At 72.9% G+C, this 15,635-nt stretch carries 18 protein-coding genes; 8 read left to right on the plus strand and 10 right to left on the minus strand.

The features are described from left to right. Nucleotides 1–20 precede the first annotated feature (20 nt). Entirely contained in the window at nt 21–632 is a 612-nt protein-coding gene (locus HAV40_RS07420; protein WP_166380142.1) for a kinase, read from the minus strand. 58 nt (nt 633–690) lie between these two features. After that, nucleotides 691–1,161: a GNAT family N-acetyltransferase gene (locus HAV40_RS07425; RefSeq protein WP_166380143.1), complete on the minus strand. Its 471-nt coding sequence runs from the start codon at nt 1,159–1,161 to the stop codon at nt 691–693. On the opposite strand from HAV40_RS07425, the gene HAV40_RS07430 reads away from it, so the two are divergent. Further along, the gene (locus tag HAV40_RS07430) at nt 1,160–1,321 is read left to right on the plus strand and encodes a hypothetical protein (RefSeq protein ID WP_166380144.1); all 162 of its coding nucleotides are present in this window, start codon (nt 1,160–1,162) and stop codon (nt 1,319–1,321) included. The two genes, HAV40_RS07425 and HAV40_RS07430, sit on opposite strands and share 2 nt — an antisense overlap. Before the next feature lie 64 nt (nt 1,322–1,385). Here HAV40_RS07430 and HAV40_RS07435 read toward each other — a convergent pair whose 3' ends face one another. Both HAV40_RS07435 and HAV40_RS07440 read right to left on the minus strand, forming a co-directional pair. Then, complete coding sequence (locus HAV40_RS07435; protein ID WP_166380145.1) at nt 1,386–1,790, minus strand: SRPBCC family protein; 405 nt, start codon at nt 1,788–1,790, stop codon at nt 1,386–1,388. After that, the gene (locus HAV40_RS07440) at nt 1,787–2,098 is read right to left on the minus strand and encodes an ArsR/SmtB family transcription factor (protein WP_166380146.1); all 312 of its coding nucleotides are present in this window, start codon (nt 2,096–2,098) and stop codon (nt 1,787–1,789) included. Before HAV40_RS07440 ends, HAV40_RS07435 begins: the two co-directional genes overlap by 4 nt. Nucleotides 2,099–2,214: 116 nt before the next feature. On the opposite strand from HAV40_RS07440, the gene HAV40_RS07445 reads away from it, so the two are divergent. Together HAV40_RS07445 and HAV40_RS07450 are read left to right on the plus strand one after the other, a co-directional pair. Beyond that, nucleotides 2,215–4,587: a glycoside hydrolase family 3 C-terminal domain-containing protein gene (locus HAV40_RS07445; protein WP_166380147.1), complete on the plus strand. Its 2,373-nt coding sequence runs from the start codon at nt 2,215–2,217 to the stop codon at nt 4,585–4,587. After that, nucleotides 4,584–5,573: a LacI family DNA-binding transcriptional regulator gene (locus tag HAV40_RS07450; protein WP_166380148.1), complete on the plus strand. Its 990-nt coding sequence runs from the start codon at nt 4,584–4,586 to the stop codon at nt 5,571–5,573. Before HAV40_RS07445 ends, HAV40_RS07450 begins: the two co-directional genes overlap by 4 nt. Nucleotides 5,574–5,583: 10 nt before the next feature. On the opposite strand, the gene HAV40_RS07455 is transcribed toward HAV40_RS07450, so the two are convergent. After that, complete coding sequence (locus HAV40_RS07455; protein ID WP_203670931.1) at nt 5,584–6,171, minus strand: hypothetical protein; 588 nt, start codon at nt 6,169–6,171, stop codon at nt 5,584–5,586. A gap of 200 nt (nt 6,172–6,371) precedes the next feature. Here HAV40_RS07455 and HAV40_RS07460 point away from each other — a divergent pair, with 200 nt between their 5' ends. Then, nucleotides 6,372–7,004, plus strand: a complete 633-nt coding sequence (locus HAV40_RS07460; protein ID WP_166380149.1) for an HNH endonuclease family protein — start codon at nt 6,372–6,374, stop codon at nt 7,002–7,004. Between the two features lie 43 nt (nt 7,005–7,047). Here HAV40_RS07460 and HAV40_RS07465 read toward each other — a convergent pair whose 3' ends face one another. Continuing rightward, nucleotides 7,048–7,575: an SET domain-containing protein gene (locus tag HAV40_RS07465; RefSeq protein ID WP_166380150.1), complete on the minus strand. Its 528-nt coding sequence runs from the start codon at nt 7,573–7,575 to the stop codon at nt 7,048–7,050. A gap of 16 nt (nt 7,576–7,591) precedes the next feature. Continuing rightward, nucleotides 7,592–8,002, minus strand: coding sequence for a hypothetical protein (locus tag HAV40_RS07470; RefSeq protein ID WP_166380151.1), 411 nt, complete (start codon nt 8,000–8,002; stop codon nt 7,592–7,594). 283 nt (nt 8,003–8,285) lie between these two features. On the opposite strand from HAV40_RS07470, the gene HAV40_RS07475 reads away from it, so the two are divergent. The 3 genes from HAV40_RS07475 (at nt 8,286) to HAV40_RS07485 (ending at nt 11,521) form a co-directional block, all read left to right on the plus strand. Continuing rightward, the gene (locus HAV40_RS07475; RefSeq protein WP_239085717.1) at nt 8,286–9,578 is read left to right on the plus strand and encodes an enolase C-terminal domain-like protein; all 1,293 of its coding nucleotides are present in this window, start codon (nt 8,286–8,288) and stop codon (nt 9,576–9,578) included. Continuing rightward, nucleotides 9,575–10,627 (plus strand): Gfo/Idh/MocA family protein, encoded by a 1,053-nt coding sequence (locus HAV40_RS07480; RefSeq protein WP_203670929.1) that lies wholly within the window; start codon nt 9,575–9,577, stop codon nt 10,625–10,627. Before HAV40_RS07475 ends, HAV40_RS07480 begins: the two co-directional genes overlap by 4 nt. A gap of 189 nt (nt 10,628–10,816) precedes the next feature. Then, nucleotides 10,817–11,521, plus strand: coding sequence for a hypothetical protein (locus HAV40_RS07485; RefSeq protein WP_166380153.1), 705 nt, complete (start codon nt 10,817–10,819; stop codon nt 11,519–11,521). Here HAV40_RS07485 and HAV40_RS07490 read toward each other — a convergent pair. The 3 genes from HAV40_RS07490 to HAV40_RS07500 are packed head-to-tail and all read right to left on the minus strand — an operon-like array spanning nt 11,511 to nt 14,426. Continuing rightward, nucleotides 11,511–12,317, minus strand: coding sequence for an ABC transporter ATP-binding protein (locus HAV40_RS07490; RefSeq protein WP_166380154.1), 807 nt, complete (start codon nt 12,315–12,317; stop codon nt 11,511–11,513). The genes HAV40_RS07485 and HAV40_RS07490 overlap by 11 nt on opposite strands. A 1-nt stretch (nt 12,318) precedes the next feature. Beyond that, nucleotides 12,319–13,383 (minus strand): FecCD family ABC transporter permease, encoded by a 1,065-nt coding sequence (locus HAV40_RS07495; RefSeq protein ID WP_203670927.1) that lies wholly within the window; start codon nt 13,381–13,383, stop codon nt 12,319–12,321. Nucleotides 13,384–13,388: 5 nt separating this feature from the next. After that, nucleotides 13,389–14,426 carry a FecCD family ABC transporter permease gene (locus HAV40_RS07500; protein WP_239085716.1) on the minus strand — a complete coding sequence of 346 codons (1,038 nt, stop codon included), beginning with the start codon at nt 14,424–14,426 and terminating at the stop codon, nt 13,389–13,391. 142 nt (nt 14,427–14,568) lie between these two features. Between HAV40_RS07500 and HAV40_RS07505 the strand changes: the two genes are divergently transcribed. Beyond that, nucleotides 14,569–15,594 carry an iron-siderophore ABC transporter substrate-binding protein gene (locus HAV40_RS07505; RefSeq protein ID WP_239085715.1) on the plus strand — a complete coding sequence of 342 codons (1,026 nt, stop codon included), beginning with the start codon at nt 14,569–14,571 and terminating at the stop codon, nt 15,592–15,594. The last annotated feature ends 41 nt before the right edge of the window (nt 15,595–15,635 follow it).

The raw sequence follows: 15,635 nt of genomic DNA on the forward strand, positions 1-15,635 counted from the left end.
GGCTGTGCATCCAGCACGCGTTACGACCCGCGTTCGTCGCCAGCCTCACTGCGCTGCGGCGGGGGAGCGGTCACAGCGGGCTCGGCGTCCGGGCGCGGTGAGGCCGAGGCCAGCCCGGACCGGGCCGCGATCAGCGCGACGCTGTCGCCGAACGTCGACGTCGGGCCGATGACGTGCTCGCCGTCGACGCCGAGCACGTCTCCCGCGCGGTACCAGCCGCGCATCTGGTCGGCGGTGAATTCGGTGACCTGGGGGCGGGTGCTGTGGCGGCGGACCGTCTCGTCGAAGGGGATGTCGAGGTAGTACGCCGAGCTGACACCGCGGTGCGCGGCGATCAGCGCCCTGACCGTCGGGCCGTACTTGGCTGCGTGCAGGATGCCTTCGAGGACCACGTGGTAGCCGTGGTCGAGCAGGTAGCGCACGGTGGCGTCGATGAAGTCCGGGGCCAGGCCGCCGGGCCCGTCGTGCTCGCGCAGGATGATCCGGCGCAGGTGGTCCTGCTCGACCAGGGCACAGCCGCGGCCGTACGCCAGGCGCACCGCCCGCGCGATCGACGACTTGCCCGCACCGGAGTTGCCCCGGATCACGACCAGGATCGTGGACGTCGACCCGCAGGCGTCGGTTTCTCGCACCGCCCGATGATGCCACCACGGGCACCCGCCGGTCCTGACGACGGGCGGGCCGCGCCGGTCAGGCCGTGCCGTGCAGGCGCGCCACCACCTCGGCGTCCTCGGTCTCACCGGTCTCGGTGAAGCCGATGCTGGCGTAGCAGCGCCGGGCGGCGGTGTTGGCCGGCTCGTACGACAGCGCGAAGCTGCTCAGCCCGTGCTCGGCCGCCAGCAGCGCGATCGCCGCGCGTACCGCGGCCCGGCCGTAGCCGCGGCCCTGCCGGGTCGCGTCGATGATGACGCCGCCGAGCCAGGCCGCCCCGTCGGCGGGGTCGACGGTCCACATCAGGAAACCGACGACGTCGCCTTCGGTGTCGAGCACCGCGAGCGGCCGCCAGCCCGCCTCGCCGTACTGGCACAGCGCCAGGTAGTACGCGGGTGCGGCGACCCAGTCGGCCTGCTCCGGTGCGACGGTGAGCGCGGTGACGGCGCGCCAGTTGACGGCGTCGACGGGTGCGAGCCGGATGGGATCAGGCGTGACAGGGGCGGTCATGTCGGGCATCATGCCAGGTCGGACGGGCGTCGATGCCTATGGGACCGAAGGGCGGGACACGGACGGCATCATGGATTTCTGCATCGGGACCGTCGCCGAGCTGACCGCCCGCGGCCTGCTCGGCGCCGCCCCGCGCCGCGGCCCCTTGCCGCAACTCTGAAAGAGTCGCGGCTTCGGGACGACCCGCAGGCCGCGAGTCTTTCAGAGTTGCGGCAAGAGCGGGGTCAGGGGGTGAGGGCGGATGGGATGCGGCGGAGGAGGGCGGGCCAGCCGCGGGACATGCCCTCGAAGGCGGAGCGGCCCATGGGCGAGTCGAGGTCGAGGCCTGACTGCTCCAGGAACAGGCGGGTGCCGGTGCCTTCGGGCTCCAGCCGCCAGGTGATGACGTTGTCCAGCGAACCGGTCGCGAAGCTGTAGCTGAACAGCCTGCCCGGTTCGACGGCCAGCACCTCGCAGGGCTGCTGGCCCCACGAGCCCATGTCGAGGGTGAAGTGGTGGCCGACGACAGGCCGCACATCGCCCGCGGCCCACCACTTCGCGTGCAGTTCGGGGTCGGTCAGCGCCTGCCAGACCCGCGCGGGCGGGTGGCTCAGGAACTGGTCGCAGCGGATGACACCGGGTTCGGTCATGAGAACTCCTCGTCGAGTGTGTCGCGCAACGACCGCAGCCGCCCGCGCCAGAAGTGTTCGTACGGGTGCAGCCACTGCCCGATCTCGGCCAGGGGCTGCGCTTGCAGGTGGTAGTACCGATGGCGGCCGCGGGGCTCCTCGCGCACCAGGCCCGCCCCGCGCAGCACCTGCAGGTGCTCCGAGACGGCGGGGCGGCTGAGCGAGAAGAGCCCGGCGAGTTCGCCGGCCGCGCGCGGGCCCTCACGCAGCGCGTCGAGCAGTTGGCGGCGTACCGGATTGGCCAAGGCGCTGAACACGTCAGTGGTCACGGCCGGTGACGATACGTCGGAGAATCCCGACGTGTCAACTTCTTCCGACACGTCGCGGGGTTGACGGTGGTGGTTACGCGCGTAACCATCAGGGGAGTCCCGTGAAGGAGAGCGCTATGACGGCTACGGCAGGCACCGACCGGGTCGTGGCGTCGATGACGCTGGCGGAGAAGGCGGCGCTGTGCGCCGGACGCGACTTCTGGTCCCTGTACGGCGTGCCCCGCCTGGGCGTGCCCGCCCTGCTCGTCGCCGACGGCCCGCACGGCCTGCGCAAGGAGCTCAGCACCGGGCAGGTGCAGCTCGGCCAGAGTGTGCCCGCCACGTGCTTCCCGACCGCGGCCGCGATGGCCTCCACCTGGGACCCGGACCTGATCGAACAGGTCGGCCGGGCGCTGGGCGCCGAGGCGCGGGCCGAGGGCGTCAGCGTGCTGCTCGGGCCCGGCGTCAACATCAAGCGCACCCCGCTGTGCGGCCGCAACTTCGAGTACTTCAGCGAGGACCCGCTGCTGGCCGGGCGGCTCGGGGCGGCCTGGATCCGCGGCGTGCAGAGCCAGGGCGTGGGCGCGTCGCTCAAACACTTCGCCGCCAACAACCAGGAGCACCGCCGGTTCAGCGTCGACGCGCTCGTCGACGAACGGGCCCTGCGCGAGGTGTACCTCGCCGCCTTCGAGGGCGCCATCACCGGCGGCGCACCCTGGACGGTGATGTGCGCGTACAACCGGCTCAACGGCACCTACGCCGCCGAGCACGAGTGGCTGCTGACGCGGGTGCTGCGCGAGCAGTGGGGCTTCGACGGGATCGTGGTCTCCGACTGGGGCGCGGTCAACGAGCGGGTGGAGGGCCTGGCCGCGGGGCTGGACCTGGAGATGCCCGGCTTCGGCGGCCACCACGACCAGCTCGTCGTCGACGCCGTGCAGGCCGGGGCCCTGCCCGCCGACGTGCTCGACCGGACCGCCGCCCGGTTCCTCACGCTCGTCGAGCGCACCGCGCAGGCCCGCGAGGACGGGCACACCTACGACCGCGACGCCCACCACGCGCTGGCCGGACGGGTCGCCGCCGAGGGAGCGGTGCTGCTCAAGAACGACGGCGGTCTGCTGCCACTGGCCCCGGGCGCGCGCATCGCGGTCATCGGCGCGTTCGCCAAGCAGCCCCGTTTCCAGGGCGCGGGCAGCTCGCACATCAACCCGCACCGCCTCGACGACGCGTACACCCGGCTGTCCGCACTGGCCGAGGCCACCTACGCGCCCGGTTACCGGCGCGACTCCGACGAGATCGACGAGGCCCTGCTCGCCGAGGCCGTGGCGGTCGCGCGGGCCGCAGACACCGTCCTGGTGTACGCCGGGCTCACCGACAGCTACGAGACCGAGGGCCTGGACCGCACCCACCTGCGCCTGCCCGCGAGCCACGACGCGCTGATCGCCGCCGTCGCCGCGGCCAACCCCCGGACCGTGGTGGTGCTCCACAACGGCGCGCCCGTCGAGCTGCCCTGGCACGGTGACGTGCCCGCGATCGTCGAGGCGTACCTCGGCGGGCAGGCCGGTGGCAGCGCCGTGGCCGACGTGCTGTTCGGGCTGGCCGAACCCGGCGGGCGGCTGGCCGAGACGTTCCCGCACCGCTGGGCCGACAACCCCGTCCACGCGCTGCCCAACGGTCCCCGCCAGGCCGAGTACCGCGAAAGCGTGCACGTCGGCTACCGCTACTACGACACCGCCGGTGCCGATGTGCTGTTCCCGTTCGGACACGGGCTGAGCTACACGTCGTTCGACCACACGGGCCTGTCCGCCACCGGAACCGGACCCGTCGAGGTCACCGTCACCGTCACGAACACCGGCGAGCGGGCAGGCAGCGAGGTCGTCCAGGTGTACGTGCACCACCCAGCCGCCGCCGGGGCGCGCCCCGACCAGGAACTCAAGGGCTTCGCCAAGGTGCGTCTCGCGCCCGGGGAGTCACGCGCCGTCACGGTCGTCCTCGACCGGCGAGCCTTCGCCTGGTACGACGTCACGACAGCATCCTGGGCCGTCACCGGCGGCCGGTACGAGATCCGCGTCGGCGCGTCGTCGCGCGACATCCGCGCCACCGTCGCCGTCGACGTCACCGGCGACGCCCCGCCCGCCCCGGCCTACCCGGTGCCCGCCCCCGGGCAGCAGTGGGACCGGGACGGTTTCGCCGCCGTGTACGGCCGCCCGCTGCCCGACAACACCGCCGACGCCCCCGGCACGTTCACGCTGAACACGCCCCTGCACGACATGCGCAGCTCCCCGGTGACGCGGCTGCTGCAGGCCACCGCCCGGCGGCAGGCCCGCGGCTTCGTCAAGGACCCGAAAAGCCCGATGGCGCTGCTCATCGGCGCGATGCTCGACGAGATGCCGCTGCGGATGCTGTCGATGATGAGCCGCGGCAGGATCAGCCGCCCGGTCCAGGAAGGACTGCTCGACCTCGCCAACGGGCGCTGGGCGCGCGGCCTGCGCGCGCTGGCCCGGCGGCGATGACCGGACGCCGCCCCACCAGCGCCGACGTCGCCCGCGAAGCCGGGGTGTCGCGGGCGACGGTGAGTTACGTGCTCAACGACGCTCCCGGCGAGCGCATCGCCCAGCCGACCCGCGAACGGGTGCTCGCCGCCGCCGCCCGCCTCGGGTACGCCCCGTCACTTGCCGGGCGGGCCCTGGCCAACGGGCACAGCGACATCGTCCTGCTGGCCATGCCCGACGTGCCCTCCGGCGAGCTGACGTCCCGGTTCATCGACGCGGTGACCCGCTCGCTGGCCGCGCAGGGCCTGACCGTGGTCGTCCACTTCGACGTGCCGTCCGCGCCCCGCCTGCCCCGCCTGGCCGCGATGCTGTCGGTCCGCGCCGTGCTCAGCCTGCTGCCGCTGCCCGACGCCGAACTGGCCGCGCTGCGGCGGCTGGGCGTACGAGCCGTGCCCGCCGGGACCGAGTCCGACGGCCACGCCGTCGCCGCGCTCACCCGCCGACAGGGCCGCATGCAGGTCGATCACCTGGCCGGGGCCGGGCACACGCACCTGGCGTACGCGCTGCCCGCCGACCCGCGCCTGTCCGTGTTCGCCGACCCCCGCCACGACGGCGTACGCCAGGCCTGCGCCGCGCGGGACCTGCCCGCACCGGTCGCGTTCACCGTCCCCGGCGACCCGCCCGCCGTCGTCGCCGCCGTACGCGCCCTGCTGGACGATGCGCCGCAGGTCACCGCGATCTGCGCGTACAACGACGAGGTCGCCCTCGCGGTCCTGCACGGCATGCGCGAACTCGGCGTCGCCGTGCCCGCCCGCATGGCCCTGATCGGCGTCGACGGCATCCCGCTGTCCGCCTACAGCGCGCCGCCGCTGACCACGATCACGGTCGCCCCGGCCGCCGCCGCCCGCCACCTGGCCCGCGTCGCCGTGGCGCGCCTGTCCGGCGACCGGGCCACTCCCGTCCCGGTCGAGGACGTCCTGCACCTCACGCCGCGCGCCACCACCTGAGCGCGCGGGTTCAGGCGACCGTGAGGTCGTAGTCGACGCTGACCGCGAAGTTCCCGGACGTGCCGCGGATCCGCAACTGGTGCGCACCGGCCGCCGGTGCGCTGATCCGCGCCCAGATCCCGCACCCGAGCGCCTCGAACGTGCCGGCCTCCTGACCGAGCGCGTTGCCCGCGACAGCCGTCACCTCGATCGGCACGCCGGTGAACCGCTCCAGCGTCAGCGCGGTGCCGTCGAGTTCCGCGGTCCCCTCGGCGGTCGCCATGAAGCCGTCGCAGTCGTCCTTCGCGCCGAACAGGTTGAGCACGGGCACCACGATCGTCCGGCCCTGCGGCACGGTGCACGCGCGCTGTGCCCGCGTGCCGAAGGTCCCGGCCAGGAACCACACGTCGGCGGGCTGGTTGAGGGCGCAGAACTCACCGGTGGGGTCGGCGACCGGATTGCTCGCCTCCGGTTCGGCGGCCGCCCAGGTCCACCATCGGCCCTGCATGGCACCCATATCGGACGAGGTGGCAGCGGACCGGTCGGCGGCGGGCGAGCCGGTGCCGCAGGCGGCGAGCAGGAGCGTCGCCACGCCCAGGAGGATCATTCGTCGGAGCACGGACCGGCACGCTACCCGACCGGGCCGCATCGCGTGGGGCACCGGGACCGCGGCCGTGGCTTTACAAGAAATTCATGCCGTCGTACGGCTCCGGTCTGGATCGACCCGCAACACATTTGAGATGGTCCATCTGTCGTCGTCGTGACCCTAGCCGGAAACCCCCATCCGGCCGCGGCGGCGGGCAGTCGGGAGACCCTCTGATGTCCCGTGTCCTGAAGGCGATGGCCGCCACCGCGGCCGTTCTGGCCATGTCGCTCACCCTCACCGCGACACCGGCCCACGCCACCCCGCCGAACATCCCCTCCTACAGCACCGCGGTCAGCCGTCTCGCGGCGCTGACCGTCGCCGCCGAGTCGCACGGCTCGACGTACAACCGGGACCTGTTCCCGCACTGGATCACGATCACGGGCACCTGCAACGCCCGCGAGCAGGTCCTCAAGCGCGACGGTGTCGGCGTCGTGGTCAACAGCAGCTGCGCGGCGACCTCCGGCTCCTGGTACAGCCCGTATGACGGCGCGACCTGGACCAACGCCGCCGACGTCGACATCGACCACATGGTCCCGCTGTCGGAGGCCTGGGCGTCCGGTGCGTGGGCGTGGACGACCCCGCAGCGCCAGACCTACGCCAACGACCTCGGCGGGCCCGAGCTGTGGGCGGTCACCGACAACGTCAACCAGTCCAAGGGCGACAAGGACCCGGCCGAGTGGCAGCCGTCGCTGTCGTCGTTCCGCTGCACGTACGCCCGCGCCTGGATCCAGGTGAAGTGGTACTACAACCTGTCCGTCGACAGCGGGGAGAAGTCGGCCCTCAACGGCATGCTCGCCACCTGCTGACCGGCGAGGCAGCTCCGGTCCTCACGGACCGGGGCTGCCTCCGTCAGCCGGCGCGGATGCGGTCGAGCAGCAGCGGAATCCAGTGATCGCCGTAGCGTTCGCGCAGTTCCGGACGCTGCCAGTCGGTTCCGGTGACCGCGCCGCGGCACAGTGCCGAGCCGCACCCGCAGTCCATCCGGAAGTCCGCCACCGCCGTGCTGGTGCCGTAGTCGTTGGTGATCTCCTCACCGACCGCGATGTCACGCCGGGCGGCCAGGGTGTACGCGTCGAGCCACCACAGGTTCGGGTCGCAGCTGTGGTTGCCGTACCCGTTGCGGCGGCGCGGCGGCAGCACGAGATGCAGGTCCTCGCCTACGCCGACGGTGTCGACGTAACGGTGCCGAAGCGCCGCCTGCGTGAACAGCTCCCGCAGCTCCGCACCGCTGACCAGACGCCCTCCCAGCCGGGACACGACGGTCCCGGCTGGGAGGGCGGTGCGCGCGAACAGGCCTTCGCCCGCGATCGAGGACACCCCGACCTCGACGGCGGCGTGCAGCCAGCAGTCGGCTGCGGGCATGGGCGCGCGACTCATCGGAGAAAGCCTGCGGTCAGCCGACCGGTGCCGCGACGTGCTGCCGGACCACTTCCGGCGTAGCGGGCGTGACCACCGCCAGAATCTGCCGCAGCAGGCCGTCCATCCCGTCCAGCCGCCCGTCGATGCCGGCGAAACGCCGGTCCATCCCGTCGAGCCGACCGTTGAAGCCGTCGAAACGCTGATCGATCCGGTCGAGGCGCCCGTCGATGCCGTCGAAACGCTCGTCGATCCGGTCGAGGCGCTGGTTCACGGCGGCGAACTGTTCCCGCGTGTCCTGGCGGTGTTCTCGCAGGTCGGCTGAGAGTTCGTCGACCGCTCCGCGGAGCAGGCCGAACTGGTCGTCGATGGCGGCGAAGCGGCGAGTGTTGCGATACGACTCGGCTTCGAGCGTGACTACGCGTTCTTCCAGGTTCTTGTTGGTCACCAATTCATCCTCCCCATGCCGGCTGCCGGCCGTCCAGACCGCCGGCGTGCCCTTCGCTCGATATTCTGCATCGACTAAGTCAGTTACGCCATGTCGTACACGGCCAGGACTGAATCGTGACCCGCTGTTCGACTCGAACGGGTGATTACCGCCAGCGTCGCGCGTCCTCGTCCCCACCCGTGGACCAGATCTTGCGAAAAGGCCTGCTGGCGGTAGGGTCGCGATGATCCCGCCGGACGGCGTCCGCTCACGTCCCCGGCCCTGGCGCACCGAAGGACGGCACATGTTGCAGGAGCAAGCGGCGGACTCCGGCCCGCCGGTCGTGATGGCGGAGACGCAGGCACCCTGGGCGGCGCGCGACGGTCTGCGGATCACCGGCGTACGCGCGATCGTCACCGCCCCGGAGGGCCTGCCCCTGGTCGTCGTCCGCGTCGACACCAGCGATCCCGGCCTGTACGGCTACGGCTGCGCCACGTTCACCCAGCGCTTCCACGCCGTCGTGGCGGCCGTCGACCAGCACGTCGGCCCGATGCTGCTCGGGCGGCACCCGGCCGACATCGAGGACATCACCCGCATGGTGCACCTGTCGTCGTACTGGCGGGGCGGTCCGGTGCTCAACAGCGCCCTGTCCGGGGTGGACCAGGCGCTGTGGGACATCGCGGGCAAGCGCGCCGGGATGCCGGTGTACGAGCTGCTCGGCGGCCGGGTCCGCGCCGCCGCCGACACCTACCTGCACGCCGCGGGAGCGACGATCGAGCAGACCCTGGAGCACGCCCAGCAGATCCTCGACTCCGGCTACCGGCACGTACGCCTGCAGACCGGCGGCCCCGGCCTGGGCACCTACGGGGCACCCGGCACCCCGGGCGGCTACCCGGACGCGCCGTACCCGGACGGCTGGGACGTGCAGCAGTACCTGCGTGACACCCCGAAGCTGTTCGCGGCTGCCCGCGAGGTGCTGGGGGAGACCCCGAACCTGATGCACGACGTGCACCACCGGCTCACCGTGAAGCAGGCCGTGGCGCTGGCCCGCGCCCTGGAGCCGTACCGGCTGTTCTTCCTGGAGGACCCGATCCCCCTGGAGCTGTACGACCGCCTGCCCGAGCTGCGCGCCGCCGCGCCGATGCCGATCGCGGTCGGCGAACAGGTCGCCTCGGTCGCCGACGCGGCCCGGCTGGTCACCGGCGGCGGGGTGGACCTGCTCCGGCTGCACATCTCGGCGATCGGCGGCCTGACTCCGGCCCGCAAGCTGGTCGCGCTGTGCGAGCTGACCGGTGTCGGCACGGCCTGGCATGCCCCCGCCGACGTGTCGCCGATCGGCGCGGCCTGCAACGTGGCCCTGGACGTGAGCAGCCCGGCGTTCTCCATCCAGGAGGGCCACCTGTGGCCGGACCCGGTGCGTGAGGTGTTCCCGGGCACGCTCGATCCGCGCGGCGGCTACCTGTATCCGAACGACGCCCCCGGTTGGGGCATCGAGGTCGACGAGAAGGCGGCGGCCACGTATCCGGCCGTCACCCACCTGCACGAACGATGGTCGGCCCGGGTACGCCGGCCCGACGGGGGGATCGAGGCGCCGTGACCACACTCGCGATCGTCGGCACCGGCAACATCGCCGCCGGCTACCTGACCGACCTGCGCACCTACCCCGGCATCGCGGTGGTCGGCGGCTACGACGACGACCAGGCCCGGTCGGCGGCGTTCGGGGCCGCACACGACCTGCCGATCTACGGCAGCTTCGACGAGCTGCTGGCCGACGACAAGGTCGACGTGGTGGTGAACCTGACGCCGCTGGCGGCGCACGCGCCGGTCACCCGGGCGGCACTGCGCGCGGGCAAGCACGTGTTCAGCGAGAAGCCGCTCGCACCGACCGCACCGGAGGCGCGCTCGCTGATCGCCGAGGCGGCCGCGCACGGGCGGCGGCTGGGCTGCGCGCCGCACACGTACCTCGGGGAGGCGATCCAGACCGCGTGGAAGCTGGTCCGCGACGACGCCGTCGGGCCGATCAAGCTGGTGTACGCCGAGGTCAACCACGACCGGATCGAGTCCTGGCATCCGGCTCCGCAGGGGCCGTACCGGTCCGGTCCGCTGTACGACGTGGGCGTGTACTCGCTGACGGCGCTGACCGCGATGCTCGGCCCGGCGCGCCGGGTGTGGGCGTACGGCACGATCCTCAAAGCCGACCGGGTCACCCTGTCCGGTGAGATGTTCTCCCCGCAGGCCCCCGACTTCTCCGTGGTCGTCCTGGAACTGGCCGGCGGCGCGACGGTCCGGCTGACCGCGAACTTCTACGTCGGCGCGGGCACCCGCCAGTCCGGCATCGAGCTGCACGGCGAGCGCGGCTCCATCCACATCGCGGACTGGACGAACTTCGACTCCGAGATCCGCGCGGGCCTGCCCCCGGAGCCGGTCCCGCTGCTGGGCGACCCCTACCGGGGCATCCCCTGGGGCCGTGGCGTCGCCGAGTTCGTCTCCGCGATCAACGAGGGCCGCCCGCACCGCTGCTCGGCCGAGCACGCCGCCCACATCGTCGACGTCCTGGCCGCCGCCAGCCACTCCCAGCGGACCGGCGCCCCCGTGGACGTCACCTCGACGTTCCCGGCCCCGCTCCCGATGCCCTGGGCCGCGTAGCAGCGGGTGATGGGCAGTGCCCGGCAGGTCGGGGAGGAGTTCGCCTGCCGGGCACCTGGTGCGGTGACGAACGGGCTCAGTGGATTCCCTGGCGGGACATCGGGGTCGGCGTCCGGGCGTGGCCCGGAGGTGCACCCGCCCGCTCCGGCAGAGGATCGAGCCGTGAAGAAATCTGCCGCAATCGCGCTGATGACCGCTCCACTCCTGCTCGCCGCGTACGGCGTGGTCCGCATCATCGGCAAGTCCGACGGTGTGTACGGGCCGGGCTGGGACTGGCAGGCCGCCCACCTGCTCGCCCTCGCCGGGGTGTTCCTGTTCGTGCCGGGTGTGCTGCACCTGGGCAGGCTGCTGCCGCGCGGGCCGTGGCGCACCGGCACCGTGGCCGTGACGATGTTCGGGCTGGCGGCCTCGGCGGTCCAGTTCAGCGCCGACATCTGGTTCGCGCTGCGGGCCGACGACAAGGCCGGTATGCAGGCCCTCTCCGGCGACTTCGGGGACATCCCCGGCGTCGACCTGGTCGTCTACCAGGTGGGGCCGCAGCTGTTCTTCGTCGGCCTGCTCACGCTGACGATCCTGGCGGCGCGGGCCGGGCGGATGCCGTGGTGGAGCCCGGTCGTCCTGCTCGCAGGCATCGTCCTGCCGCCGGTGACCCTGGACCTGCTGCCGCTGTCGGGCCTGCTCATCACGGCGGCGCTGTGGCCCGCGACCCGTGGCGGCCGGGCCGCCGCGCCGACCGGCGGCGACGTCGAGGGACCGACCGGTCGTGGAGCCACCGCGACACCGCTGCGACGGGCGGCCTTCAGCGGTGGGACCGCCCCGGCGAGCCGGATCCAGGGACTGGCCGACAACCGGCCCGAGGTGTACGCGGGACCGCCGCCGCGCGTCACGCCGTGACGGACCGGGCGGGGTGGTGACGGCTGAGCGGGATGACCATCGGGGTGCCGGTGACCGGGTCGGGCACGACCTGGCAGCCCAGCCCGAACACCGCGGTGACCAGCTCGGCCGTCACCACCGTGGCCGGATCGCCCTCGGCGGCGATCCGGCCGTCACGCATCACCACCAGGTGGTCGGCGTAGCGGCAGGCCTGGTTGAGGTCGTGCAGCACCATCACCACGGTGCGGCCGTCGCGGCGGTTGAGGTCGGTGACTAGGTCGAGCACGTCGATCTGGTGCGCCAGGTCCAGGTAGGTGGTGGGCTCGTCGAGCAGCAGCACCGGTGTCTGCTGGGCGACGGCCATCGCGATCCAGGCCCGCTGGCGTTGCCCGCCGGACAGCTCGTCGACGGGCCGGTGCGCGAGCTCGGTCATGCCGGTCGCGGCCAGCGCCGCTGCCACGGCGTCCTCGTCGGCGGCCGACCACTGCCGCCACCAGGTCTGGTGCGGGGCGCGTCCCCGCCCGACGAGGTCGAGCACGCTGATGCCCTCGGGGGCGACCGGGGTCTGCGGCAGGATGCCGACCTGCCGGGCGACCTGCCGGGTCGGCAGCGCATGGATGGCCCGCCCGTCCAGCAGCACCGCACCGTCGACGGGGCGCATCAGCCGGGCGAGCGCGCGCAGCAGGGTCGACTTGCCGCAGGCGTTGGCCCCGACGACGACGGTGACCCGGCCGGGCGGGACCTGCAGGTCCAGGTCGGATACGACGGTGCGGTCGTCGTAGGCCAGGGTCAGGCCTTCGGCCCGGATTCCGGTCATGTCAGCCTCCACTGCCGGCACGGTTGGAGCGAACCAGGAGCCGGAGCAGGAACCCGGCGCCGATGGCCCCGGTCACCACCCCGACCGGCAGGTCGAGGTCGGGGAGCAGGTGCCGGGCCAGCAGGTCGCTGCCCGACACGAGCAGCGCGCCGGTCAGCGCGGACAGCAGCACCGGTGGCGCGGACAGCCGGGCCAGGCGCTGGGCGATCTGCGGCGCGGCCAGCGACACGAACAGCACCGGTCCGGCCGCGGCGGTCGCGAACGACACCAGTGCGACGCTGACCAGCAGCAGCAGGCCACGGGCGAGCTGGACGGGGGTGCCCAGGCCACGGGCGACGTCGTCACCGAGCTGCAGGTTGCGGTTCCATCCGGCCAGCAGCAGGGCGGCGGGCAGCAGCACCGCGACGGCGACGGCCAGCGGGCGTACGGCCTCCCATCCGCGTCCGTTGAGGTTGCCGACCAGCCAGCCGACCGCCTCCTGCGCCTGGTGCAGTTTGGCGCGGGTGAGCAGATAGTCGGTGGCGCTGGTGCACATCCAGGACACGCCGATGCCGACGAGCACGATCCGGAACCCGGTGCTGCCGCGCCGCCAGGCCAGCAGGTACACGGCGAGCGCGCCGAGCAGCCCGCCGGCCAGGCCCAGGGTCGGCGTGCCGAGGGTGTCGCCGAAGCCGAGCACGATCCCGGCGACGACGGCGGTGGTGGCCCCGGCGTTGATGCCGACCATGTCGGGGCTGGCCAGGGGGTTGCGGGTGATCGCCTGCAGGACCGCCCCGGAGGCCGCGAACGCCGCGCCGACCAGCACGCCGGTGAGCGCGCGGGGCAGCCGCACCTCGTGGACGATGAAGACGGTGCCGCGCGCGCCCGAGCGCCACAGCGCCGGTACGACGTCGACCAGTGGCACGGGGTAGTCGCCGAGCGCCAGTCCCAGGCAGAACATCGCGAACGCGGCGACCGCCGTGACGGCGCAGGCGGCGATCAGGCGCGGGCGCAGCGGCAGGCCCAGCAACGACGGCCGCAGCCGGGTCCGGCGGCCCGTGCCGGGGGCTGTCTTCAGCACTGTCACGGTGCTCACATCTCGGCCAGGCGTCGGCGGCGGGCCAGGGCGATGAAGAACGGGCCGCCCAGGAACGCCACGACGATGCCCGCCTGGATCTCCTCGGGCCGGGCGACGACGCGGCCGAGCACGTCGGCGGCGATGAGCAGGCTCGGTGCGCCGAGCAGGGTCAGGGCGAGGATGCGGCGCTGGTCGGGGCCGGTGACCATACGGGCCAGGTGCGGGGTGACCAGGCCGATGAAGACGATCGGCCCGGCCAGCGCGACGGCGGTCCCGGCGAGCACGGTGATGGCGAGGGCGGCCCGCAGCCGGATCAGGCCGACGCGGCGGCCCAGCGCGGCGGCGACGTCCTCGCCGAGCGCGAGGCTGTTCAGGGCCGGTGCGGTGGCCAGCGCGAGCACCGCCCCGGCGGCCAGCAGCGGGGTCACCTGCCACAGGGTGGCGGCGTCGGCGGCGGTCAGCGACCCGGCGGCCCAGAACCGGAACCGGTCCAGGGCCAGCGGGAATCTGAGCACCAGCGCGCTGGTGAACGAGCCGAGCAGGAACGTCACCGCGATCCCGGCCAGCGCCGTCTTGACCGGGGTCGCGCCGCCACGGCCGAGCCCGCCGAGCAGGTGGACGCTGACCGCCCCGGCGAGCGCGCCCGCGAAGGCGTACCAGATGAGGTTGGTCGGTGCGGTGCTCGCGCCGAACACGGCGACGGCGAGCACGATGGCGAACGACGCCCCGGCGCTGACGCCGAGCAGGCCGGGGTCGGCGAGCGGGTTGCGGGTGAGGCCCTGCATGAGTGCTCCGGCCAGGCCGAGCGCCGCGCCGACGAGCAGGCCGGTGGCGGTGCGCGGCAGGCGCACGCTCCACACGATGGCCTCGATCTGCGGGTCGACGTGAGCGCGGTCGAACAGCGCGTCGGCGACCTGTCCGATGGGGACGGCGCGGCTGCCGAAGGCCAGCGAGAGCAGGCACAGCACGGCCAGCAGCAGGGCGGCGGCGGGCAGGTAGGCGGCAGCGCGGCGCGGTCGGGCCGGTGGCGGGGGTGCGGGGAGCGGGGTCACGTCGACCTCATGGATCAGATCTTAAGGTGAGCCTAGCCTTACCGGAAAGCAGGGCCTGAGCTGCGCAAAAGCCGTGAATCTTGAAATTAGGTTAGCCTTACTTTACCATCCCTTCAGTTGCCCACCACGTCGAGGGGAAGTCATGTCCACCCTGCCGAAGCACTCCGTGCGCGTCCGTCGTCAGTGGCCGGTCGGCCGCCTGGCCACGGCGCTCGCGGTGGCCGCGCTCGCCCTCACCGCCTGCGGCGGTGACCCGGCCGCGACGCCCGCGCCGAACGGTTCCGCAGCTCAGGGCGCTACCTTCCCCGTCACCGTGTCGCACAAGTACGGCGACACCGTCATCGACAAGGCCCCCGCCCGCGTCGTCACCCTCGGGCTCAGCGACCAGGACCCGGTGCTCGCCCTCGGCGTCGTGCCGATCGGCTCCATCGACTGGTTCGGCGAGCGCCCCTACGGCAAGTGGCCGTGGGCGACCTGGGGCGGCAAGGTTCCGGAGATCGTCGGCGAGCGCGACGAGTACAACCTGGAGAAGATCGCGGCGCTGAACCCCGATCTGATCATCGGCATGTACTCCGGGATGAGCCAGGAGCAGTACACCAAGCTCACCCAGATCGCGCCGACCGTGGCGCAGGTCAAGGGCTACGACGACTACAGCGCGCCGTGGCAGGAGATGACCATGCACGCCGGACGGGCGCTCGGCCAGTCCGCCAAGGCCGCCGAGCTGATCGCCGCCATCGACCAGCGCCTGGCCGACCTCAAGGCCAAGAACCCGCAGTTCACCGGTAAGACCGTGGCCGTCGTCGAGCCGTACGAGCCGGGCAAGTACGCCGTGTTCGCCCCCAGCGACCCGAAGGTCGTGCTGCTCACGCAGCTCGGCTTCACCGTGCCGGAGGCCATCGTCCAGGCCGCGGGCAAGGAGTACGCCGCCGAGATCGGCTCCGAGCGCCTCGACCTGGTCGACGTCGACAAGCTCGTCTTCCTCACCGCCGACGCGTCCACCGAGACGACCGTCAAGGCCGACAAGGTCTACACGACGCTCAAGGTCGCCAAGGAGAACCGGGCCGTGTTCCTGCCGTACGAGACGCCCCCGCTGGGCGCCGCGCTGTCGTTCAGCACGGTGCTGAGCATCCCGTACGCGCTGGACCAGCTCGTCCCGCTGCTCGGCTGAGCACCGCCCCACCACCGCACCACCCCGTACCGCCCCCGAAA

This window comes from Catellatospora methionotrophica, assembly GCF_011297335.1.
GTDB lineage: Bacteria > Actinomycetota > Actinomycetes > Mycobacteriales > Micromonosporaceae > Catellatospora > Catellatospora methionotrophica.